18 protein-coding genes are annotated in these 23,883 nt (G+C 41.2%); 4 read left to right on the plus strand and 14 right to left on the minus strand.

Annotated features, from left to right (window positions below; all coding sequences use genetic code 11):
- The 4 genes from KKA81_12365 to KKA81_12380 form a co-directional block, all read right to left on the minus strand.
- Positions 1-334: hypothetical protein (locus KKA81_12365; GenBank protein ID MBU2651720.1), on the minus strand; the 334-nt coding region annotated here is incomplete at its 3' end.
- Between the two features lie 34 nt (positions 335-368).
- On the minus strand, positions 369-1,523 hold the full coding sequence (locus tag KKA81_12370; protein MBU2651721.1) for a PKD domain-containing protein: 1,155 nt from the start codon (positions 1,521-1,523) through the stop codon (positions 369-371).
- Positions 1,524-1,633: 110 nt separating this feature from the next.
- Positions 1,634-2,962, minus strand: a complete 1,329-nt coding sequence (locus KKA81_12375; protein ID MBU2651722.1) for a RagB/SusD family nutrient uptake outer membrane protein — start codon at positions 2,960-2,962, stop codon at positions 1,634-1,636.
- A 20-nt stretch (positions 2,963-2,982) separates the two neighbouring features.
- Entirely contained in the window at positions 2,983-5,955 is a 2,973-nt protein-coding gene (locus tag KKA81_12380; protein ID MBU2651723.1) for a TonB-dependent receptor, read from the minus strand.
- Positions 5,956-6,279: 324 nt separating this feature from the next.
- Between KKA81_12380 and KKA81_12385 the strand changes: the two genes are divergently transcribed.
- Positions 6,280-7,149 (plus strand): hypothetical protein, encoded by an 870-nt coding sequence (locus KKA81_12385; GenBank protein ID MBU2651724.1) that lies wholly within the window; start codon positions 6,280-6,282, stop codon positions 7,147-7,149.
- A 13-nt stretch (positions 7,150-7,162) separates the two neighbouring features.
- On the opposite strand, the gene miaA is transcribed toward KKA81_12385, so the two are convergent.
- From miaA to KKA81_12435, 10 genes are all read right to left on the minus strand, one after another.
- Positions 7,163-8,035: a tRNA (adenosine(37)-N6)-dimethylallyltransferase MiaA gene (gene miaA, locus KKA81_12390; protein MBU2651725.1), complete on the minus strand. Its 873-nt coding sequence runs from the start codon at positions 8,033-8,035 to the stop codon at positions 7,163-7,165.
- On the minus strand, positions 8,028-9,470 hold the full coding sequence (locus tag KKA81_12395; GenBank protein MBU2651726.1) for a CCA tRNA nucleotidyltransferase: 1,443 nt from the start codon (positions 9,468-9,470) through the stop codon (positions 8,028-8,030). Before KKA81_12395 ends, miaA begins: the two co-directional genes overlap by 8 nt.
- 51 nt (positions 9,471-9,521) lie before the next feature.
- Positions 9,522-10,268, minus strand: coding sequence for a hypothetical protein (locus tag KKA81_12400; GenBank protein MBU2651727.1), 747 nt, complete (start codon positions 10,266-10,268; stop codon positions 9,522-9,524).
- Positions 10,246-13,239: a DEAD/DEAH box helicase family protein gene (locus KKA81_12405; GenBank protein MBU2651728.1), complete on the minus strand. Its 2,994-nt coding sequence runs from the start codon at positions 13,237-13,239 to the stop codon at positions 10,246-10,248. The genes KKA81_12400 and KKA81_12405 overlap by 23 nt, the downstream gene beginning before the upstream one ends.
- Positions 13,240-14,961, minus strand: coding sequence for a DUF87 domain-containing protein (locus KKA81_12410; GenBank protein ID MBU2651729.1), 1,722 nt, complete (start codon positions 14,959-14,961; stop codon positions 13,240-13,242).
- 13 nt (positions 14,962-14,974) lie between these two features.
- Positions 14,975-16,012, minus strand: a complete 1,038-nt coding sequence (locus KKA81_12415; GenBank protein MBU2651730.1) for an SIR2 family protein — start codon at positions 16,010-16,012, stop codon at positions 14,975-14,977.
- 1 nt (position 16,013) lies between these two features.
- Positions 16,014-17,327 (minus strand): restriction endonuclease subunit S, encoded by a 1,314-nt coding sequence (locus KKA81_12420; protein MBU2651731.1) that lies wholly within the window; start codon positions 17,325-17,327, stop codon positions 16,014-16,016.
- On the minus strand, positions 17,324-18,220 hold the full coding sequence (locus KKA81_12425; protein ID MBU2651732.1) for an Abi family protein: 897 nt from the start codon (positions 18,218-18,220) through the stop codon (positions 17,324-17,326). The genes KKA81_12420 and KKA81_12425 overlap by 4 nt, the downstream gene beginning before the upstream one ends.
- Before the next feature lie 111 nt (positions 18,221-18,331).
- The gene (locus tag KKA81_12430; protein MBU2651733.1) at positions 18,332-20,116 is read right to left on the minus strand and encodes a type I restriction-modification system subunit M; all 1,785 of its coding nucleotides are present in this window, start codon (positions 20,114-20,116) and stop codon (positions 18,332-18,334) included.
- 304 nt (positions 20,117-20,420) lie between these two features.
- On the minus strand, positions 20,421-21,572 hold the full coding sequence (locus tag KKA81_12435) for an aminotransferase class I/II-fold pyridoxal phosphate-dependent enzyme (protein MBU2651734.1): 1,152 nt from the start codon (positions 21,570-21,572) through the stop codon (positions 20,421-20,423).
- A gap of 81 nt (positions 21,573-21,653) precedes the next feature.
- Between KKA81_12435 and KKA81_12440 the strand changes: the two genes are divergently transcribed.
- The 3 genes from KKA81_12440 to KKA81_12450 form a co-directional block, all read left to right on the plus strand.
- Positions 21,654-22,625, plus strand: a complete 972-nt coding sequence (locus KKA81_12440) for a lipoate--protein ligase family protein (protein MBU2651735.1) — start codon at positions 21,654-21,656, stop codon at positions 22,623-22,625.
- Between the two features lie 10 nt (positions 22,626-22,635).
- Positions 22,636-23,448 (plus strand): DUF1338 domain-containing protein, encoded by an 813-nt coding sequence (locus tag KKA81_12445; protein MBU2651736.1) that lies wholly within the window; start codon positions 22,636-22,638, stop codon positions 23,446-23,448.
- The coding region (locus KKA81_12450; protein MBU2651737.1) for an FAD-binding oxidoreductase at positions 23,448-23,883 on the plus strand (436 nt) is incomplete at its 3' end. The genes KKA81_12445 and KKA81_12450, both read left to right, overlap by 1 nt.

Below are 23,883 nucleotides of genomic sequence, written 5' to 3' on the forward strand. Positions count from 1 at the left end.
CATACATGGCCAGACCATAGGGATAATCTACCAGTGGCTCGATAAGTACGTCGAGGATAGTCTCCACACTAGTCCCGTCCATATTATAGCGATAGATCTTCCCGGCTGTAGCATCGCTCACAAACACTGATTTATTAACAGAATCAATTACAATACCATAAGGTTTGTCGAGATTATTGAACGAAAAATCAGTGATAACAAAAGGGTTATCAGCCTTGAAAAAGCGGGTCGTCAAAGCATCACGGTCCGTAAAATAGATGTAATGCTCATACTGTGCCAGAAGGGTTGTACCCATCGACAACAACGCGAAAATGAATAATGCTGTTCGTTTCATATTTCAAATTTTTTGGTTAATAACTGAATCCCTTTTATTCAGGAAAATAAATTGTCATAGCATAAGGGTCCACATCCGTAACCCAGTTAAGTGAACCAGCTCCATCCAGGGCAGACCGGATGATAATGTCGTGTCCTTTATCGGCTACATATACAAATCCGTCCTCCGGATCAACCGTTATCCCCCAGGAAAAATTCTGATCCATCACGGGATTGATGTTCGTTACCCCGCTACCGTCAAGGTTCGCCATGAATACACCACCAATCCAATCGGTATAATAAAGTTTTCCGTGGGTCAGATCGAGAGTAATGGCACCTGCATCAACTCCCGGTATGATTTCCATCAAACCGCTTCCATCAAGGTTAATGGTATAAACGCCGCCGCTGAAATCATACTTGTCATTGACCAAATAAATCTTCTTGGCAATGCTATCGTAAGCCATGCCCAGCGGGAACTCGGGTGCCCCGGAAAACTCTGCGAATGGTTGTGGATCGGAACCGTCGAGGTTGGCCATGTAAATAGCCGCTTCCTTTGCCCAATAAATCTTATCTCCAATAACCAGGATACCATAGGGTTCCCCCACCTCCGGGACCTGAGCGGCATCCAGGATGACCTCCCCGTTGTTACCGTTGAAGTCATAACGGTAGATCAATCCGTCGGTGTCAGTAACATAAACCTTGAGGTTTGCATTGTCGACTGCAATTCCATAGGGCTTATACAGGCCTCCGGTCGGAAAATCAAGCACAACAGGATCAATGGTATCCAGGACGATGTAATGGACCTTCCCGGTGGCCCGGCTGGTGAAGAACAGGGTTTTAGGTTCCAGAGAACCCGGTGATTTTACCAGGATATTGGTTTCTTTCACCAGTTTGTTGTAATACACGTTGTTCTCAGGCTCAACGGTCAGAACAACCTTGTAAAGTCCTGCTTCAGTGTATGTAAACACGGGATTCTTTTCCGTCGAGGTGCTTCCGTTCCCAAAGTCCCAGTGATATGACACCGCCTTTATCGATTTGTTGATAAAAGTGACGGTTGTCGGGGCAATGAGATCGTTGTCGGCCGTGTATACGAAATCAGCCATAGTGCTTGCCGTTGGTATCTCGGGATCATCTTTGCCACAGGATTGGATGATCAGGATAAAACCTAAAGTGATTACGGCAAGGCTTAATGAAATTATAATCTTTTTCATCATATATTAATTTTAAATTCAAGGTATGATGGAACCCGGATGCAGCAAATCATTACTCTCAGTGTCGGTGTATGCAATACATAAGGGTTTCATGGTTACGTTTTTTAAGATCAATATCCGGGATTCTGATACATGCCGGGATTTGAATTCGTTTGTATCTCATTAAGAGGAATGGGGAATAAAAGCTGATCCGTGTTTGTGACGGTTTCAATTACCTCCATCGCCCTTCCTGTTCTCACCAGGTCGAACCAGCGTTTCCCTTCAAAGGCCAGCTCAGTCCGGCGTTCCTGCTCAATGGCAAGCAAAAGTTCCTCATACGTTTCGGCTTCAGTATCAAGCAATCCAGCGCGTGTCCTGATCTTATTGATATCAAACTGAATCGCGCTCACTGAGCCTTCCAGCCTGGCCTCCGCTTCGGCCCTGATCAGATACATCTCAGCCAGACGGATAACATATACATTGTTATTCATGGTGGAAAGGTTGGGATATTTGATAACATAAGGCGTTTCTCCGGCTACCGAGGCGGCAAGACGGACATCACCACCTTCATAGGCGCTTAATATTCCTGTACCCGGAGCCACTTCATACCTACCCCCAGTGCTGGTAGGGAAGAAATACTCAGCCAGCCGGTTTCCGTCAAGCTCATCGAAAAGCACGGTGAATATGGCTTCCTTGCCGGGAGTCTGCATACCGGCAGGAAACAGCGAAGAATAACTCGTTTCCAGTTCGTAGCCGTATCCGGTAATTGCCTGTGTGGCCATGACTTTCGCCTGATCGTAATCCTTTTCATGCAGATAAACCATTGCCAGCATGGCAACAACCGCTCCGTTGGTGGCAAAACCGGGATTGGTAATGGTGATTTTCCCTTCTGCTGCCAAAAGATCGCTCTCGATCTGCTGCATAACCGTTTCCACAGGGTCTCTGGCAGGATTAAGGTCGCTTCCCAAATCCAGCGTAGGCTGTGTCTTTACTGGTATAGGCCCGAATAACCGAACCAGGTTGAAATGACACAAGGCACGCAGAAAATACAATTGTCCCAGGAAATTATCCCTCTCAGCCTGACTCATTCCTGATACATCGGGAAGCTTATACAACAAATAATTAATACGGTTTAAAACATCATAATGGGCATTCCAGATATCTTCCACGATCACGTTATCGGAAAGCAGGGAATTATTATCGAATTGACCATATTCCTGTGTCGTGCCTTCCCATTCCAGGTTATCGGCCACTATATCGGGTATGATCACCAGATGCCTTCCATACATGCCGGTTTGCTGCAATCCGTCGTAGCATCCTGTCAATGCCCTCTCGGCATCGGTTTTGTCCTGTATGGCTTCCTCTTCAGGAATGTAATCCACAGGATCCACCTCCAGCACTTTTTCACAGGCTGTGAGCCAAAGCGCCGTTATAATTAATGCAATGATTCTGAGTTTCATATCGCAATTTCTTTAATTTCTTAAATTCCAATGTTAATACCAAAAATAAACTTACGGGCCTGAGGATAGGTGAAGAAGTCGGTTCCCAGCCTGAGATTATCTCCGCCGGCATAATTGACTTCCGGGTCCATGCCACTGTAGTTTGTGAATGTAAAAAGATTATATGCCGTAGCAAATATCTTAAGTCCCGACAAGCCCAGCTTGCGTGTAAGCTCCTTGCTGAAAGCGTAGCTTAATATTACTTCCTTGATCCTGAGATAGGAACCGTCTTCAATAAACCTGGAGGAAGTGCGGTTATTGTTATTCGGATCGGTCATGGTGGCACGGGGAATATCGGTTTCGTCGCCGGGCTGCTGCCAGCGGTCGAGTATAGTGGTAAGCTGATTGTCATCACCTTTCAGCGATTCAATGTAAACTCGTGTACCATTATATATATCGTTTCCGTAAGAAAACTGCAGGAAAACATTCAGGGATAACTGCTTGTATGTAAAAACATTGGAAAATCCTCCATAAAAATCAGGATTGGGATCACCAATTTTCTTGCGGTCTTCCGAGGTGATCACACCATCGCCGTTTACATCCTCAAATACAATATCCCCGGTTGAAGGATCAACTCCAAGGGAATGGTAACCATAGAATATACCAAAAGGTTCCCCTTCTCCAATGTAATTGCTGCCTCGTCCTAAATTGTCAATAGGCTGTCCATTATATAATTTCAGGATTTTGTTACGGTTTCTTGAAAAGTTTAGGACAGAAGTCCAGGTAAAATCCTTTGCTTTAATATTATCTGTTGACAGTCCTATTTCGAAGCCCTTGTTTTCCAGTTCACCGATATTGTCGATCACTCCTGCAAACCCGGAGGTCGCGGAAACCGGCCGGTCGAGAAGCAAGTCGGTTGTCTTTGCATAATAATAATCGAAAACAAGGCGGATACGGCTGTTCACAACCTCAAGGTCGAATCCTGCATCAAACTGGGCCGTTGATTCCCAGCGTATATCCGGATTGGGGATCTGCACCGGATAGGTCCCCGGGTATCCTCCGTAGTTAGCGCCACCGGAATAGAGGGCAGGGCTGGAGAACCTCGGTATGCCATCGTTTCCGGTATATCCGTAACTGACACGCAGTTTCAGGTCGTTGACAAAACTCACGGGTGCAAAGAATTCCTCTTCGGATACCCTCCAGGCAGCGGAGATAGCAGGGAAGAAACCGTATTTGTTGTTTTTACCGAATTTCGAGGAACCATCATAACGCCCGCTCAGGGTGATGATGTAACGGTTTTTCAGGTTATACTTCACCCTTCCGAAAAAAGAGTTGGTACGATCTTCCACTTTAGATGCAGTTGCAGTGCGGATATTTGCCGCAGATGTAATATACTGGAAGTACTCGTTCGGAAATTCCGTGGCTTCGATATAAGAGCTTTTCCTGACATAACGCTCGTAAGAATAGCCGGCCATGGCCTCCAATTCGTGAATAGCCCGGAAAGTCTTGGCATATGTAAAGAAATTATTGGTGGTGAAGTTCGTGGCTATTGTATTGCCTTCAATTCCCAATCCGTTATATTTCGAGCCCTGCCTTGTCGTCATGGGATCATAACTATGCTCGTTGAGGCTCAGGTAATCGATGCCCCACTTAGTTTCAAAATTCAGCCCTTCCAAAATGCGATAATTGGCAAAGATATTGGCAATGGTACGGAAATTCTGTGCCAGGTTGCTTGCTTCATTGGCGATGGCTACAGGATTGGCATAGGGGCCGTCTTCGTTATAGCTGCCATCGCTGTTGTAAACCGGGTATACAGGAGGCAAGGAAATAGCGTTAGGCAAGGGACCGTTTAGTGACTGGTCTCCTTCAACACGGTTGTTCCAGGAATTGCTCAGCCCTATTCCTGTACCTATCTTAAGTCGTGAAGTAAGATTATGATCGAGGTTCAGCCTTCCGTTCAACCTTTTAAAGTCAGTTCCGATCAATATCCCATCTTCGTAGGAATAACCGCCGGAAATGTAAAAGGTCGTCTTTTCATTCCCTCCCGTTGCAGAAAGTTCATAATTCATTAAAGCGCCTGTACGGAAGACTTCATCCAGCCAATCGGTATCTACCGGAGGATTGTCGATCTCTTCCTGCGAATAAACAGGGGGAGCACCCTCATTGGCTTTCAACTCGTTACGGTAGACCATCCATTCACTGGCATCCAGCATATCAAGCTTCTTTTCTGCCATCTGGAACCCGCCGTAAGCAGAAAAGTTAATGTTGGTTTTCTCTACCTTCCCCCTTTTTGTGGTTATGAGCACTACCCCGTTGGAGGCTCTTGCACCGTAAATGGAAGTTGCCGATGCATCTTTCAGGATAGAGATGGACTCAATATCATTGGGATTCAGGTCACTGATGGCATTGATGTTCTGCCCGCTGAATCCGATCTGGCCGAAATTGCCGGTCAGCATAGGTATTCCATCGATAACGTAAAGCGGCTCATTCCCGGCATTGATGGAGTTATTGCCGCGTATTCTCACAGTCATACCCCCTCCCGGGGTTCCTGAGTTCTGTACAACCTGCACTCCGGTAGCCTTTCCCTGTATGGCTGCATCAATATTTTCCAGAGGGATCTCGTTAATGTCTTTCGGCTTGAAATCGGAAATCGATGACGTAAGCAATTTCCTGCTTTCGGTTCCATATCCAACTACCACCACCTCTTCAAGCGATTGAACCGTGGGGCTGAGCAGGATATCGATAGTTGAACGGCCTCCAACAGCCTCTTCCCTGGTCTCCATGCCTATAAAACTGAAAACCAGCGTGGAAGATGCCTCAGCTTTAATGCTGTATTTCCCGTTTATATCCGTAACAGTACCTTGCTGCGTTCCCTTGATCACCACCGATACACCCGGCAGAGTGCTTCCATCCTGGGAAGACGAAACCGTACCGCTCACAGTTACCTCCTGGGCATACACCATGGAAATACCCGGAAATACCAACATAAACGCAATGAGTATGCATTTTTTCATAATATTTGGAATTGGTTTTAACTTTGGTTAATCCTATCTACCAAATATAATAATTTTCTTAAAATCCATAACACAGATCTCAGATCGCAGATCGCAGATCTCAGATCGCAGATCTCAGATCGCAGATCGCAGATCGCAGATCTCAGATCTCAGATCTCATAACCCATAACCCCTAACCCCTAACCCCTAACCCCTAAACCCTAAACCCTAAACCCTAAACCCTAAACCCTAAACCCTAAACCCTAATCCCTAATCCCTAACCCCTAATCATAAATCCCCGGTATCCCTCTTCAAATAAAAAGTTACTTTTGCAAAAAACGCCTAATGATATTAATTGCCGAAAGTGGATCCACCAGAACCGATTGGGTTTTTATCGACAGGAATGAACACATAAACCGTTACCAAACGGCCGGTTTTAATCCTTACTATGTTCCGGGAGAGGATATGGTGAACACGATGGAAAAGGAGCTTCTTCCTTTAATGGACCCCGACCGTGTCAGATATATTTTTTACTACGGTTCCGGTTGTTCTACAAACAATAAGTGCTTTATTGTAGAAGAAGCCCTTGAGAAGGTTTTCCCCAATGCATCCATTGAAGTACACCACGACCTGCTGGGCGCAGCCAGGGGATTGTTCGGTAATAATCCAGGGATAGCCTGCATCATGGGAACGGGTTCTAATTCCTGTCTGTACGATGGTAATGCTATCATCGAAAATATCCCCTCGCTTGGGTATTTTTTCGGTGATGAAGGGAGTGGTGCATATATTGGCAAGCTTTTCCTGAGCGCTTACCTGAAAAACGAACTCCCTTTGCACATCAGCGAAGCTTTCCGGCAAAAATACAACCTCAATCTGGAAGACATTCTTGACGCTGTTTACAATAAATCCAAACCCAGTCGTTTCCTGGGCTCATTCGCCGAATTTGTTTCCGGTCTTCGCGAAGATCCCATCATCCATGAAATCCTTTACCGGTCTTTTGACGATTTTATCCAGGAAAGGATCATGAAATACAATGATTACGAATCGTATGATATCCGATGCACAGGATCTGTTGTTTTTCATTTGCAGGATCTTTTCCTGGAAGTAGCGGAGCCATATGGGATCAGGATCAACCACATCGTGAAAGACCCGGTTGACGGCCTTGTTGAATATCACAAACCCGATCTTTTCAAGTTTGCAGGTTTTGAAGAATAGGATTAACTGATTTTCACAACTCTATCCATTGTATGCTTTCATCGCGTTTGAACCAGGTTAATTGTCGCTTGGCATAACGGCGGGTGTTGGTTTTGATCTTTTCAATGGCTTCCGGGAGTGTCCATATTCCATCCAGGTAGTTGAAAAGTTCTTTATAGCCAACGGTGTTCAGGGCGTTCAGGTGGCGGTATTGGGTCAGACTGCGCACTTCCTCCAGGAGCCCGGCCTCCATCATGCTGTCAACCCTGTCTTCTATCCTGCGAAACAGGGTCCCGCGATCGGTGTTAAGGCCGATCTTCCCGATTTCAAATACTCTCTCCCTGGCCGGTGACGTACGTTGCTCGGAATACTTCCTGCCCGTAACCAGGCATACTTCTATGGCACGCATAACCCGGTTAGGGTTGTTAAGGTCAACCTGGTGATAGTATTCAGGATCCAGACTTAACAGGCGTTGACGCAAAGGTTCCAGCCCTCCGGCATTCAACTCCTCTTTTATCATTTTCCTGAGTACCGGGTCTGCATCCGGAAAATCATCAATACCCCGGCAAACGGCATCTATATATAAACCGGAACCTCCTACCATGATAACTTCATCGTGCCTGGCAAACAGCTTCTCCAGCAAGCAGAGCACATCCTGTTCGAAAAGAGATACATTATAATAATCGGTGAGGAAAAGATGCCCGATAAAGTGATGAGGAACACCCATCATCTCTTCAGGAGTCGGAGATGCCGTACCAATACGCAGTTCCCGGTAAAACTGGCGGCTGTCGGCCGATATCACCTCTGTTTTTAGTTGTTTAGCAAGCAACGCACCATATCGTGTTTTACCTACGGCCGTAGGACCGCAGATAATCGTTAGCTTTTTCTTTTTAAGAATATTACTCATTTTCCGGATCATAACCGGGTAACTTCAGTCCAAGCTCCTTGCCGCGAATCAGCATAAAACCGAAGGCTTCATCGTAATCATTCCTTATCTCTCCTTCCAGGATGGCCTCCCTGATGGCATTTTTTATTATTCCTACTTCTCTTCCGGGAGGAATGTTAAAGGTCTTCATGATAATCTCCCCGGTGACGGGAGGCTGCCAATTGCGGAGACGGTCCTTTTCCTCTATCTCCTTTAGCTTTTCCCTGACAATTTTGAAGTTTTCCAGGAATTTTTTGACTTTCCTCGGATTCTTTGAAGTAATATCTGCTTCGCACAAGGTCATTAGCCTGTCGATGTCGTCCCCGGCCTCAAAAAGCAGCCTTCTTACTGCCGAATCGGTTACGGTTTCCTCAGAAAGTGCTATAGGACGAAGGTGAAGCTGCACCATTTTCTTTACGAAGCGCATCTTTTCATTCATGGGCAGCTTTAATTGCCGGAAAATCGCAGGGATCATCTTTGCTCCCACAAACTCATGAGCATGAAAGGTCCATCCGGCTTTTTCATCGTATTTTTTGGTGACAGGCTTAGCTATATCATGTAAGATGGCGGCCCAGCGCAGCCACAAGTCATCAGAAACCTTAGCAACATTATCAAGCACCTGGAGGGTGTGATAAAAATTATCCTTATGGCCTTTTCCACCCTGATATTCAGCTCCTTTTAATGCAACAAACTGTGGGAACAGTATTTCCAGCAACCCCGAATCATCCAGCATAATGAAACCTCTTGATGGAACCGGAGAAGCAATAATCTTGTTGAGCTCATCCACAACTCTTTCCATCGACACTATCCGTATGCGCTCCTTATTCTCTGAAATAGCGCGGAAAGAAGCTTCCTCAATGTGAAAACCAAGCTGTGTTGCAAAACGTATTGCACGCATCATCCGGAGGGGATCATCAGAATAAGTAATGTTGGGATCAAGTGGTGTGCGGATGATTTTTTCCCTGATATCTTCCATCCCATTGAATGGATCCAGCAACTCACCAAAATGGTCGGGATAAAGGTTCAATGCCATGGCATTGATAGTAAAATCCCTGCGGTTCTGGTCATCCTGGAGTGTCCCGTCTTCCACGACAGGCTTCCTTGAATCACTGCGATAAGATTCCTTCCTGGATCCCACAAATTCTATGATCCAGTCCCGTTCCCCCTTGTATTTCAACATGGCAGTACCAAAATTCCTGAAATAATTGACATTAACCCCCTTACCGAGCTTTGATGCCACTTTGCGGGCAAGTTCTATGCCGCTTCCAACCGCTACGATGTCGATATCACAGGATGGTCGCTTAAGAATAAGATCCCTTACATAACCTCCTATGACATAGGCAGGATAGCCGAGCTCATGAGCTGCTCCAGAAATGATCCTGAAAACGGGTTGCTGTATTTTTTCCGGCCAATTCATTGAAATTGCAAAATTAAGAAAAAGCAGGAAGTGAAATTGTTTTCTTATACATCACCGGGTACCGAATTCATTACGGATGCGAATATATCCCGGATAATCAATAGGAGTGCCGCTTACATAAATAGTGGGTTTGGCCTTTACCAGGATACGGGTGGGTCTTTCCCCTTTTTCTGAGAGGTTCAAGGCAAAATTGATCAATGCATCGGCGGCTTTCCCGTCAATAGCCTGGTTGAGGTTGAAAGACACTTCCACCGGGATATTCTCCATCCCTCCATCAGGTGGAATTTCAATGCGCTTGCTTAAAATCCCCCGGGTCATCTCAATATCATCAATGTATAAAATCCAATCGAGACGGTTCAAAGCAGCTACACTGCCATTAGGATTACGTACCTGGATATTGAGGACGAAATCCAAAGGAAGGTTTCCCGAAGCAAAGGCACCCATGATCTTCGTAATTTCCAGCAGGGAAATATCACTCATGCGGTTCACATCATCAATCTTGACCCCGGCCAGGGTTGTCCCTTCCATATTGTAAATCCTGAAATCACATTTTGCCAGTGTCTTCAACTCATTGGCCTGTCGCACCACCGAGCAGGATGTAATGCACACGGAAAGGGCTATCAGGATAATTATTTGTTTTAATAATTTTCTCTTCATGTAAAGGGCGAGTGTATGTTCCGTAATGGATTGCGGAGTAGTTTCCTGTCCACCGACACGAAAGTTTGAGCGTTTGCTCGAGGGGCTTGCAAATGTACTTACGACTGCGCGCTGGCTTTTATACTGCTTTTGCCAAATCATTAATCAATATTTTAAACATTTGTCCTGCTAAGAATGCTTTGAATTCTGGATTATCATTGTATTCCTTAAAAACTTCAAAGTTGCTGTCAATATGATTTATCATTTTCTCTTTCAAAATATCGGCAAAAGTTATCTGTGCATTTTGAAGGTCGTTTTTACTCAATGATGCACTAATATTGTCCATTGCAGCTTTATCGTCTTTTACATCTTGCATTAAATCCTGTGTCATTTTCCGAACCTTATCCTCATTTGTAAAGGTGGTTCCGAATTTCTCATTAAACGCTTTCACAATGTTTGAGAGATATTCCATTTCTGGCTCGGCTGATCCGCCTCTCATATCAGTAGGAATTGGTTTTAATTCGTCACCTTGCTGTAATTGAATATTAAATTCACTTCCTTTTTGAAGCCGGTAACTTTCCATGTCGATATTATCCAAAATCCCTTGAGCCAAATCTTCATCTCGTTGCTTGCCAAGTTTATTTTGCAAGTGGTTTAAAAACAAGTATAATCTTTCCAAATACGGATTTACAAAAGGTACTATCTGAGCAAGGAAAACATATAAACGAACATAAGTTTTACATTTTGCTCTAAAATCGTCTTGTTGTTCTTCGTTTAAAGTTTTTCTAAAAATTTCTGCTGCTGCATCTAAAATTGTGTGTAATTGGTCAACTGGTACATTAGAAATAATCTTGTGCGAAAACTCATGTACTTGTTCAGGTGTATAAATCTGAAACGCATCTAAAGCAGCTTGTAAGTCAAATAATTTATTTGGGTCGGTTGCTTCGCTAAGAATTGTTGTTTCAAAAAACGGGTCGAACGACTTCTTAATTTCTTCTGCATCATTGGCAAAATCCAAAACAAATGTGTCTTTTTTGCCAGATGTTGTTCTATTCAAACGTGAAAGTGTTTGAACTGCATTTACACCACCTAATTTCTTGTCAACATACATTGTGTGCAAAAGCGGTTGGTCAAAGCCAGTTTGGTATTTATTTGCAACTATCAGAAAACGAAATTCCGATTTTTTAAACTCATCAGGAATTGCCGAACTTGAAAAATGATTTAAAGAAGATTCTGTTTCTCCGTCTATATCTCCTGAAAATGCCACAATAGCTTTGAATGGATTATTTGTTTTAGCCAAATAATTATCAAATGCCGTTTTGTATTTTACTGCATTTTTACGACTACTTGTAACAACCATAGCCTTTGCCAGTCCATTAATTTTTTTCTGACGAATAACACTATCCATAAAATGGTCAATGATTAATGCAGTTTTCTTTGCTATTGCGTGTTCGTGGCTTTCAACAAATATTTTCAGTTTCTTTTGTGCTTTGTTTTTGTCATATGCTGGGTCGTCTTCAATCTTCTTTAATAAAGCATAATAGCTTTGATATGTTGTGTAATTCTGCAATACATCAAGAATAAAATTTTCCTCAATGGCTTGTTTCATTGAATAAAGATGAAATGCTTTAAATTTTTCTTTACCACCAGCCTGTCCGGCAGACAGGTTGTCATTGTATTTTTCGCCAAACAATTCGAGTGTCTTATTTTTAGGCGTTGCAGTAAAAGCAAAATAACTCGCATTCGAAAGCATTTTCCTGCCTTTTACAATTTCTACAATTTCATCTTCGTCTGTCCATTCTTCAGCATTTTCTTCATCAATTTCTTTTGATAGGGTCTCATTTAATTTTCCTGCTGTATTTCCGCTTTGGCTACTGTGGGCTTCGTCTATGATGATTGCGAATTTGTTTCCGGGCAGTTCGCCAATTTCATTAACAATGTATGGGAATTTTTGAATAGTCGTGATAATGATTTTCTTGCCTTCTTCCAAAGCAGTTTTCAGTTGTTTACTACCTTCGGTAATGGCTTCAACAACACCTTTCACCTGCTCAAATTGTTTGATGTTGTTTCGTATTTGTGTGTCCAACACTTTACGGTCGGTTACCACGATAACAGTATCAAAAACAGTATTAGCATTTCCCTTATCGAATAAGCCAACCAACTGATGAGCAAGCCATGAAATGGAATTTGATTTACCTGAACCAGCCGAATGTTGTATTAAATAGCGTTTGCCTGCTCCGTTTTCCTTTGCATTATTGAGAAGTTTATCAACGGCATCAATTTGGTGGTAACGAGGGAAAATAAGTTTCTTTACTTTTTCTTTCTTTACTTGTCCATCGGGCAGAATCTTTTCTTTTTCTTCTTCAAATAACTGAACATAGTTCTGAATGATGTTTGTTAAACGGTCTTTGGTCAAAATCTCCTTCCAGAGATAATCGGTTTTTATGCCATTAGGATTGTGTGGATTACCTGCTCCGTTATTATTCCCTTTGTTGAAGGGCAAAAAGTAAGTATTTTCCCCTTTTAAGTGCGTCGCCATCCAAACCTGCTCTGTATCAACCGCAAAATGCACCAAACACCTCCCTAAACGGAATAATTCTTCTTTTGGGTCGCGATGGGTTTTGTATTGCTTAATGGCATCCTTTACAGTTTGTTTGGTAAGTTCGTTTTTAAGTTCGAATGTAATTATTGGCAGACCATTGATAAAAACCACTAAATCCAGCGAATTTTCATTTTGATTGCTGTAATGCACCTGCCTTGTTACTGAAAATATATTTTGATTGTATAGGGCTGAATCTTTTTCGTTTAAGTTGGAAACTGGTTTATCAAAAAACAATTTAAGCTTGATATTATTGTCAGTTATACCTTTGCGTAAAACTTCAATAATCCCAAACGTTTTAATTTGGTTATTTAAACGATACAATACTTTGCTTCTGTAATTGCTTCCGTGAATGGTTTGCAATTTCATAACTTCTTTTTCCTGTGTGGTTTGCAGAAAATTGAAAAGCAAATCTTCGTCCACACAATCCACACGGTTGTATTGGCTGTGATGTCTTTCTTCAAAAGCATTTACCAAACACAAGTGCTGTGTAATATGGGCTTCGAGACCTTTTTCTGTTGTGTCGGTTTTCATTTATTTAGCTTGTTGTTTCCTCCATGCATCCAAAATCGGTGCGAACTGTATTACTTCATGCGGCTGATTCCATTCTTTGTAAAACGAGGTATCATCACTATTTGGTGCAGGGTTCGGTTTTCTAATCTTAATTCTAGTTGGCATGATTACCGAATCACCTAACAAAATACACTCGCCTCTTCTAAGATTGGAAAACATACTTACAATTCCTCTTATTGAATCAGGCAATAAACTTTTTACATACGCCTGGTCTTCTGGATTTGAAATTCTCAGACAAAGAAATGTATTGCATTGTGAAAGAATTGTTGCTGAAACTTCTCTCGGTCTTTGACTAATTACAGTTATGCTTATTCCATATTTTCTACCTTCTTTGGAAATTCTTTCAGCTGACAATCTTGCTGCTTCTGAATTTGGGTCTTTGTCATTAAAGTAAATATGTGCTTCATCACAAAAAACTGAAATTGGATATGCTTTTAAGTTTACCTTTTTATACCAATAAGAAAAGTCAAAGAGGCATCTTAACAACAATGAGATAACAGAATTACGAACATCAAATGGAATAGAACTCATATCCACAATCACAATTTTCTTTGGGTTTGATTCTTCACCCAAAATTTTGCGGAATAAAATTTCCATTGATGCAGAAGTGTTGTACTTGGTTGGGTTAAAAATCAAATCGTATCTTTTATCATTTAATCTGGAGTCAATTCGCATTAAAAGTCGAGTAAATACCCCATTAAGAGGACCTTTAATTGGCCCAGTTTTTCCCTGTGCTGGCTCTGTATCTAATTTTCTGAACTCATCAATTATACCATTAAAATCAAAGTAAACAGGTGTGTCTATCGTGATTTTAGGAATTCCTAAAGATTTATTCTCTGCCTGGTTTTCCTTAGCTGACTGTAAAAGTTCTTTGAATTTAGCAATTTGGTTTGGTGCTGCTGATTCCGTTCTATCTACCATCAATCCTAGTAATTCATCGCTTTTCATTAACCAATAAGGAAATTCCAATTCTCCTGCGTTAATATATTCTGCATCTGCTCCAAAGACACTTTTACCATCGCTGCTCTTTTTGTACTCACCGTGTAAGTCAAAAAGAACAACTGTTGATTTGGGAAATTGAGAAATGCTTTGAAGTAATGAAGCTACAGTCCAAGATTTTCCACCACCTGTCTGTCCCAACAATGCTGCATGTCTTGAAAGAAAAGAGTCAAGGTTAATTTTTGCTTCCTGGTTTTTGATAAGGGAAAGTGTTCCAATTGAAAAATTACCTTCTGCAAATGATTCATATACCTTATCAATTATATCTGGCAAAACAGCAAAAACATCATTGTTCACTGTTGGCAAAAGGTCTGTTCCTCTTTCAAATTTCTCAGACGCATCAATTGTTCCTACAGGAATTACAGAGATAATCCTGATTGGACTTTGAATTAAATATTCATCCGCACTTTCGGCTTTCTTTATGTCGCTGCTTAATAGTGATGTTTCTTTCATTGAAATGTCTGTAATCATTGAAAGTAGCATTCCATTTGGAATTGCGACCATTACAAAAGTTCCTGGCTGTCCAATTAAAATTGGAGTTGGGCCTTGCGAGGTGTCAATAGTTACATTCATATTATCAGGAACACCATAAACTGTTTCTTCTGAATCAGATTGGTCAAAAAGAGATACACTAATTGAATCTCCTGATACTGAGACTACTTTTCCAATTTTGTAATCTGCCATTTCTACTGTTTGATTAATTAAAGAGTTCAACAAATTTTTTAAAATCCCAAAGTTCATAGCTTCCGCTAATATCCTTTCCTTGATAATGAAGTTTATCATTCACCATATAATGAAAACTTGGATGAGTTTTTAGTTTTAAAATTTCTGGCGTTTCATCCTTTGACAAAGCAAAAATACGAAGAGAATTGTTTCGAAGTTTGGGAGCAAACAAAGTGTCATTAATGTGTTCATCACGATAGCTATATCCGCAAGAAGCAATGAACTTACACTGCTTTCCTATCACGTTAGAAGCATATCTAAACAGTTTGTCGTAAGGTGAGTCTAATGTCTCAATGACTTTTGTTCTTCTGGGAAGAATCATACATCTATTGTCGATATTAACATTAGCAAAAGATTCAATTACATCATCACCTTCTTTGAACCAAGAAATGGAACCGTGAAGCTTCACCAATTTAATGTGAGGTTCGTTGAATGGCTCAAATCTTCTGCTTGAAGTATTTATTTTTCCATAAGCAAGGTCAATTCTCTCAATGTCAAAAAACCGCTGTGCAATTCCTTCAAATCCGTTGTATATGGGAATCTTTGCGATTGAAGCCGCCAGTTCAAAAATCAAGTCATAATTTGTTGTAAAAATCCAAACTGATTCATTCCGATGTTGCATAAGTCCTTTTAAACCTTTAAGAAACTTGAGATGATGTTCAAGGTTTGGGCTTGCAACTTCATTAATTACATCAACAATATTCTTTCGGATGGATTCAATTAGTGAATCTATATCCGGGTATCCACCACCTGCTTTCGCACGATTGATAATATCTGAAAGAATCTCAATGTCAGGTTCGCCTTTTAAAACATTAAGCATTTGCCCTTCTACTTTCAAAATCTTTTCAATCAGTTCAACTTCAGTTGACGAAAGTTTTTTCAATACATCAATCGTCAATTGATAGGTCAGCGGGTAACCAGCAGCATAAGATGAACCTGCTCCAAAGAAAAAACCTATTTGGCTCAGACCAATGTTTACATTAGGAAATATTTCTGAAAGTGTGATATTCATTTTATTTGTTTCTTTTCCCCATCACCGCTTCAGCTATCATTGCCCCTTTATATTCCCTTATGAGTTCTATTTCTCGTTCAGCTTTGGCTATGGCGGTGTCTATAGTGGCAGTTTCGGTTTTTATGTGTGTTACAATTTGCTTTTGTTCTTCAATTGTTGGGGGATATGGCATTACTATATCACGAAGTTTGGAACCGAAAGTGTGAACAATTATATCACCTTTTGATGAGACAGCTTTCTGATACTTTGCAAACGAACTATTTTGTGAATAGCTTATAAAATGGCTATCAAATTCATTTTGCTTGAAAATTATAACATCACCACCAACATAAACTTCATTATCTCCATTAAAAGCTATACATTTTCCAATGTCCTCTTTTGTTTCACCTGACCCAGTGAATAACAAATCTCCTTTTTCAATTTTAATTGAGTTTGCTGCTGTTTCTTCTTCTATTCGATTAATAATACTTTTCGCCTCAATATCATACTTAGTGTAAATGTCTCCATAAAGAATTGCAGGAATTCCGTTTTCAACTAATTCAGCTCTTGAAATATTCCCACCTTTTGAAAAAGAACCTATCGTACCAAGTCTTCTAATTTTCCAATGTTCAGGGATAGTGCCTAACCAATCAAATGAGGTATTTTTGAATTTAACATTTGGATTAATTCCATTAACAACGGCTTCATCAATTATGCTCTGCCTCTGCTCCTTCAACAACTCAATAAACCGTTGCTTTTTCTCAATAAAACGGACTATCTTTTCTTCTTTTGCTTTGATATATTGCACAATTTCGTCTTGCTCGTCTTTGGGCGGCACAGGCAAGTAAATATTTGCAAACTCACTAAAACTGATTGATTGCCCATCCCTGATACCTTTTTTGAAAACATTCAATTCTTGAATGAACATTCTCGATTTGAATAGATATTTGTAAAAATCTCTATTGTAAGCATTTCCATCTCTAAAGTAAAATATTGAATAGACCGGACTAATTATTCCTCTGAAGTATGCAAACTCAATACCGCCTTCAAATGAACGGAGACTAATAACATAATCATCCTTTTCAACAAGTTTGAAAGATTCAAAATTTTGAATTGCCTCCATACTTCTTTGCTCCAACATTTCTTTTAACACAACGCCTTGCTTTTGGGATGCAGCCAAAAGTGATTCATTCGGATAGCCCTTCATAGTTCGTTCTTTAAACAATGCTTTTCCTCTTTTAAAAAACCAATTTACCGGCACTTCAGGCATCCAGTCTATACCTGTGGCTTTATATTTTTGTATGGTATTTGTTTCAATCATTGTTGGGTATGTCATCTCCAAAAGATTTCGCTGTCCCAGTTTGCCGGAAAATTCAGCAGACGGGGATGCACAATTGGGTATTTGGCAAATAAACTAATGAGCCTCGACCTGAAATCATGGATGCCATTAATTCTGTCGAGCAGATACACAATTGCACACATTACGGCATACATCTTGGCATTATCAACTGCACGGTTTTTTATCCAGCTATTGCCAAATGTGTTTGCAGGCAGTATAAGCGATTGAGAAAGTGTGCGGTTGTATAGGCGGCTGTGATGGGCACAAATATTACGCACATTGCTCAGCACATGCATCCAGTTCTCGAGAATCAGGAAATCCAAACTTAGACTTTTGGCTATTTTCTTCTTTTCCGGCGATCTTGAAAGGTTTTGAAACATCTTGGACAAGGTTGTCAGGGTCGCTACTTCAAGACTCATCCATGCTGGGGGCCTGATCGGAGAAGAATAAGTGCTTTTGTAGTGTTTAATAAATTCTTCATCCGAACGATCAATTTCTTTATCAAGCGATGAAATATCATTGTTGAAATAGTTCCGGTTTCGGTAAATATTTTTGTTTTCGAACCAATGGCTGCCATGAGTGAGGGCATAATAATATACGATTCTGGTTCGAAGAGCTATCTCAATACGTTCGATTGCATCGAAAACAAGCAACCTTAAATCACGGTCGAACTCATAAAAACTGATAATCTCTTCAAATGAAACCTCTTTGATAAATAGATGATTTGGATCACTGTTGTTTTGAAATGGATAAGTGTATGCCCGTAAGCGATAAAAGCTGATATTGTTAAGTTTAGATTCAGCGAATGGTACATCATTTATAATTAATCCTCTACCAGTCAATCGGGTAATCTGGTCAGCTATACTCAATGGGACTTTGGTGTACTGCATAGCTATAAAAATAAAACCCGCCCGGGTGCGCTTGCAAGCAGAGGCGTGGCAGGTCTGATTGTTTACAAAAATACAATAATATTTAAACTTTCAATCATTTTGATTAAAAAATTACTCGATAATCTCCTTTAGCAATCCATCTGTTTCGTGTTCGATAGCAAAAATATCTTTGGCAATATCAGCCAAAGCCCTTGGCGGTTGATGTTTATAGAAGTATTTGGCAAAGTTTATTTCATAACCAATTTTGGTGTCTTTCTTATCCCACCAGGCATCAGGAGCAAAGGGCAATACTTCGCGTTTAAAAAATTCCTGTATATCTTCTTTCAAGGGAATATTTTCGGTGTCTTTCAATTTGGGGTCGGGCTTTGGTTTGCCTTTGCTGTCAGTTTCAATTTTCCCCTTTTCATCTCTCAAAGGGCGGTTTACCGTTATTTGAGCATAGCCAAAATCGTTATTGTCAAATATTTTACTGTACTCATTTTCTTCAAAAGTCATGAATGTTTTTTCGATTTGGAAAATATGCTCTGGCAAAAATTCTACCCTCTTTTTGCCTAATGATTTTCGCATTTTGCTGTAAAACTTATCTGAAGTAGCGTTAATCAACTGCACTTTTCCTTTACGGTTTTTGGTTTTCCGGTTGGTGAAAAGGAAAATGTAGGTCGGTATTCCTGTATTGTAGAACATATCGTTTGGCAATGCAACAATGGCTTCCAGCAAATCGTTTTCAATTATGTATTTGCGAATTTCGCTTTCACCTTGTCCTGCATCGCCTGTAAATAAAGCCGAACCATTGTGTACGGAAGCGATACGGCTGCCGAGTTCGGTATCTTTCATTTTGCTAAGCATGTGCAATACAAACATCAATTGGCCATCATTCACACGACTGGTAACAGCTTCTTCTTTGTAGCTGCCTTTCAGCATAAAGCGTTTGTCAATTATGGCACCTTTGGGGCCAACGCCCAATGCTTTTTTATCGGGGGCCCATGTTTTACCGTATGGCGGATTAGTGAGCATGAAATCGAATTTCAAATCTTTATCAAATCCATAAGCACTTAATGTGCTGCCATATACAATTTTATCAGGGTCTTCGCCTTTTATCAGCATATCGCTTTTGCAAGTCGCATAAATAAAAGGCGTGCTTTCTTGTCCATATAAATGAACGGTGGCATTGCTTTTAATCAACCCTTCGGGATTGAGCATAAAGTGTTTGGCAATGGTCAACATACCGCCACTTCCCACACAGGGGTCATAAATCAAATATGTTCCTTGTTGTATTTTGTCTTTTACCGGTAAGAAAACAAGGTGCGTCATTAAATCAATGATCTCCCTTGGAGTAAAGTGTTCTCCGGCTTCTTCGTTGTTTTCTTCGTTAAATCGGCGTACCAAATCCTCGTACACATAACCCATTGCTAACGGTGGTAACTTGTCGGGGTGCAATTCAACTTTCGGTGAACAGAATTTTTCAATCAGCGAAAACAGAATATCTGCTTCGTCCAAAGTTTCAATTTCATTTCTGAATTTGAATTGCTTAATAATGTCTTGCACATTTTCTGAAAAACCATTCAAATAGTTTTCAAAATTGCTTCTCAGGTTTTTCGGGTCATCAAGTAGTTTTTTTAATGTAAACCTTGAAGTATTGTAAAAAGCCAATCCTGAACCGCGTTTGCCATTAGTCAGCAAGCTATCGAGATTTTGGAGTTTGTCTTTATATTCGTTGTATGTTTTTAAAACTTGGTCTTTTGTCGGCTCTAAAAGCAAATCAAGTCTGCGTATAACTACCATTGGCAGGATTACATCTTTGTATTTTCCTTTTTGGTAGGTATTTACCAAAACATCATCCGCAACTGTCCAAAGGAAGTTTATAACGGGTTGCAGTGATTGTGTATTTAAACTCATATATTTAATTTCTATTTTTATAATTTTCAAAAATACAGATAAAGCATCATTTTAGCACCTTGTGTGTCGGCAAGATTGCATTCTTTGGCAAAGCTTTGGTTTCAGCGTTGGCTCGTGCGACTTTGCTAATGTGTGCAATGTGGGTGGGGTTTCTTTTCTCTATTTGCAGGTGGGAGAAAAAAACAAAATAAATTCCCACAATTTGCACTATCCTATCAAAAAGCTAAATCCTTTCTTATTTTAATTATATCAATATCATATCTGTCTGCTTGTCTGTCTTTTTACACTTGTTGCCAACTTGTTTTTACGTGTGAATATCCCCCAGGGCCTGCTCCATATCCCTGATCAGCAATTCAGGTTCTTCTAATCCCGTATAAATCCTTACCAGGTTCAACGGTATCCCGGAGCCCGGTTTTAATGCGATGGCAGGAAACACGAGTGACTCGAATCCACCCCAGGATACCGCCCGGCTGAATACCCGAAGCTTGTCGGCAAACTTCGCGATTTGCTCCCTGTCATGGGTTTTCAGCAATACGGAAAACAAACCGCATGCAGATGTCATCTGTTTTTTTGCCAGTTCAAACTGGGGATTGGAAGGATGAAAAGGATACAGGATTCCCTCAACCGCAGGATTTTTTTCCAGGAAGGAAATCAGCTTTAATGCCGTATCCCTGCTCCTGTCAAGCCTCAATGGCAAAGTTCGCAACCCCCTTATCATAAGCCAGGATTCAAAAGGGGGTAAAATACCGCCATAAGCCATAAATGCTTTCATAAAAATATGCCTGATCCTTTCTTCACTGCCGCATACCACACCGGCAACCATGTCGCTGTGGCCTGATAAATATTTGCTTGCAGAATGGATCACCAGATCGGCTCCCAGCGTGATGGGTTGTTGGTATATAGGAGTGGAATAGCTGTTGTCGATAACAGTGATAATATCCCTTTCATGTGCCATCGCTGCAATAGCTTCAATATCCTGCATTCCGAAAGTCATTGAATTTGGGCTCTCCAGGTATATCAGTCTGGTTTCATTGCGCATTGCCCTGCGAAAATTCTCTGTTTCCTCACCTTCGACCATATCCACAGAAATACCAAACGACGGAAGGACTTCCTTCATCATATGGTTGGTCCAACTGTAAGGTTGCTTTACCGAAATCACATGATCGCCCTGTTTCAACAGGGATAACAACACTCCCGACATAGCGGCAGTCCCGCTTGAAAAAACCAGGGCGTCTTCAGCTCTTTCCAGGGCGGCCAGCTTCCTGCGCAAAATATCCACTGTGGGATTAAGACCCCGTGAATAAACCGGGACATCGAACTCATTGGCCAAGGCGTGCTCCATGTCAGCCGTTGTAACGTAACAAAAATTGGAGGTCTGGATCAAAGGCGGCGCCACCGAATGAAAATAGGAAGACCGGTCTTCTCCATAATGATTCAGTATATCAAATTCTTCCATAAAATAAACAATGAAATTTTTTATGTGTTATTAAGCCATTAAAGTTAGGATAAAATTGGATTTTCTTCGTAATTTCACCCTATGCAGGAAATTTTCCGTTCAGAAACCGATCCATACTTCAATATTGCGGCTGAAGAATACCTTATAAGGCATTCGGTTAATGAAATCTGCATGGTTTGGGTAAATAAGCCTGCAGTCGTTTGCGGAAAACACCAGAATGTCTTTGCCGAGGTAAATCATAAATTCACCTGGAGCAATAATATCCCCGTCATTCGCAGGATATCCGGCGGAGGCACAGTATATCATGACGAAGGGAATCTTAACTATACTCTAATCCTGAATGGAAAACAACAAAATCTGGTGGATTATGAAGAATATACAAAGCCCGTCCTGCTTGCCCTTAAAAAAATTGGCATAAAGGCAAAGCTCCATGGGAAAAGCGACCTTGTCATCGGTGACCGTAAGTTTTCAGGAAACTCCATGCATGTATTTAAAAACCGGGTTATTCATCACGGAACGTTATTATTTTCAAGCAATATCGACAATCTCCGACAGGCATTGCTTACGGATGAATCTGCCTATCAGAGTAAAGCCGTAAGGTCAAACCGTAGTCACGTTACGAATATCTCGGAACATCTCAAACAGAATATGACCTTTTCCGAATTCCGTGAATTTTTTACAAAATTCCTGAAAGACTTTTTCAACGCAAGCACAGGCAAAGAACTCACGGACACAGAAAAAGCCATAATCAAAAAACTCACTACCGAAAAATATAACAAATGGGAATGGAACTACGCTTATTCCCCGGCATTCAGGAAAAAGATATCTGGTTTTCCCCAAAAAATCAATACAGTGCTTACATTTGGTGTAAGCAAAGGGGTGATAGAAAGCATCGAAACAGAAAGCATGGAGCATGTGCCGGATTGGCTTAATGAACTTGTGTATATCTTGAAAAATAAGAGATTCCACCCGGATGATATCCGGGAAGCATTAATTTCTTGTAACTTTGCAAATACGATTGACCCGGATAGATTAATCGAAAAACTATTTTAAAAACAAACAAATGGCAAATAAAGAAGAAATATTCAGCAGGTTGTGGGAAGACTATACGACCCAAAACCCATCTGCAAAAAAAATATACGATCTTTTTACAGACAAGGGAGAAACCGTGGTGAACGACCATATAGCTTTTCGTACCTTCAACCATCCCAAGATCGGGATTGATGTGTTATCCAGGATTTTCCTGAAAGCTGGTTATCAGTATATACAGGATTACCACTTTGAAGCTAAGAAGCTTTATGCCAAGCACTTTGAACACAAGGAAGATAAAGATGCTCCAAGGATCTTTATTTCGGAACTCCGGCTTGAGCTTTGCAGCAAATTCCTCCAAATTGCCGTTCAAGGTATGGTCAATAAAATTGATCACAGTAACCTTAAGTCCGATCGCATGGTCTTTTCAGGAAATATCTGGGGAAATCCCTCTTTCGATATGTACAATAAACTCCGCGAAGAATCGGAATATGCTGCATGGCTTTACGTATATGGCTTCAGGGCCAATCATTTCACCGTCAGTGTAAATCACCTCAAGACATACGACACGGTTGAAAAAGTAAACAGCTTCCTGAAAGAAAACGGTTTTCTCATCAACGATTCAGGAGGAGAGATCAAAGGAACACCGGCTGAATTGCTTGAACAATCCAGCATTAAAGCCGATCATATCATGGTGGAATTTAAAGATGGCCGGCATGAGATCCCGGGTTGCTATTATGAATTTGCCAAACGTTATCCCGACAAAGACGGCCGGCTTTATTCCGGTTTCATTGCCAAGTCAGCCGACAAGATTTTCGAAAGCACCGACTACTACGACAAAAAATAATGAGTGATATTGCTGTAACCCATCTCCCACTGCTACAATCTGAACTGGAAGGGGACCTGTTTTACGATTTTAGTTATCGTCTGATGTATGCCACAGATGCTTCGGCATACCGTGAGGTTCCCCTGGCTGTAGCGCGTCCGAAAAACAAGGAAGATATCCAAAAACTGATCCTTTTTGCAAAACAATACAGCACCTCGCTCATTCCAAGGGCAGCGGGGACTTCGCTTGCCGGGCAGGTTGTGGGAAGCGGCATCGTTGTTGATGTTTCCCGTTATATGAACCGCATCCTGGAATTTAACGAAAATGAACATTGGGTCAGGGTAGAACCCGGGGTCGTGCGTGATGAACTTAACCTGTTTCTGGCAAAAAAAGGACTTTTTTTCGGCCCGGAGACTTCAACATCGAACCGTTGTACCATCAGCGGGATGGTCGGAA

The sequence above is a fragment of the Bacteroidota bacterium genome (assembly GCA_018831055.1).
GTDB lineage: Bacteria > Bacteroidota > Bacteroidia > Bacteroidales > B18-G4 > M55B132.

What these genes read in the sequence shown, in the direction of transcription:
- KKA81_12435 (MBU2651734.1), bottom strand. Translation starts at nt 21,572, where the DNA reads ATGGAAGAATTTGATATACTGAATCATTATGGAGAAGACCGGTCTTCC.
- KKA81_12400 (MBU2651727.1), bottom strand. Translation starts at nt 10,268, where the DNA reads ATGATTTGGCAAAAGCAGTATAAAAGCCAGCGCGCAGTCGTAAGTACA.
- miaA (MBU2651725.1), bottom strand. Translation starts at nt 8,035, where the DNA reads ATGAGTAATATTCTTAAAAAGAAAAAGCTAACGATTATCTGCGGTCCT.
- KKA81_12370 (MBU2651721.1), bottom strand. Translation starts at nt 1,523, where the DNA reads ATGAAAAAGATTATAATTTCATTAAGCCTTGCCGTAATCACTTTAGGT.
- KKA81_12395 (MBU2651726.1), bottom strand. Translation starts at nt 9,470, where the DNA reads ATGAATTGGCCGGAAAAAATACAGCAACCCGTTTTCAGGATCATTTCT.
- KKA81_12385 (MBU2651724.1), top strand. Translation starts at nt 6,280, where the DNA reads ATGATATTAATTGCCGAAAGTGGATCCACCAGAACCGATTGGGTTTTT.
- KKA81_12430 (MBU2651733.1), bottom strand. Translation starts at nt 20,116, where the DNA reads ATGAGTTTAAATACACAATCACTGCAACCCGTTATAAACTTCCTTTGG.
- KKA81_12405 (MBU2651728.1), bottom strand. Translation starts at nt 13,239, where the DNA reads ATGAAAACCGACACAACAGAAAAAGGTCTCGAAGCCCATATTACACAG.
- KKA81_12445 (MBU2651736.1), top strand. Translation starts at nt 22,636, where the DNA reads ATGGCAAATAAAGAAGAAATATTCAGCAGGTTGTGGGAAGACTATACG.
- KKA81_12375 (MBU2651722.1), bottom strand. Translation starts at nt 2,962, where the DNA reads ATGAAACTCAGAATCATTGCATTAATTATAACGGCGCTTTGGCTCACA.
- KKA81_12380 (MBU2651723.1), bottom strand. Translation starts at nt 5,955, where the DNA reads ATGAAAAAATGCATACTCATTGCGTTTATGTTGGTATTTCCGGGTATT.
- KKA81_12410 (MBU2651729.1), bottom strand. Translation starts at nt 14,961, where the DNA reads ATGGCAGATTACAAAATTGGAAAAGTAGTCTCAGTATCAGGAGATTCA.
- KKA81_12420 (MBU2651731.1), bottom strand. Translation starts at nt 17,327, where the DNA reads ATGACATACCCAACAATGATTGAAACAAATACCATACAAAAATATAAA.
- KKA81_12425 (MBU2651732.1), bottom strand. Translation starts at nt 18,220, where the DNA reads ATGCAGTACACCAAAGTCCCATTGAGTATAGCTGACCAGATTACCCGA.
- KKA81_12440 (MBU2651735.1), top strand. Translation starts at nt 21,654, where the DNA reads ATGCAGGAAATTTTCCGTTCAGAAACCGATCCATACTTCAATATTGCG.
- KKA81_12415 (MBU2651730.1), bottom strand. Translation starts at nt 16,012, where the DNA reads ATGAATATCACACTTTCAGAAATATTTCCTAATGTAAACATTGGTCTG.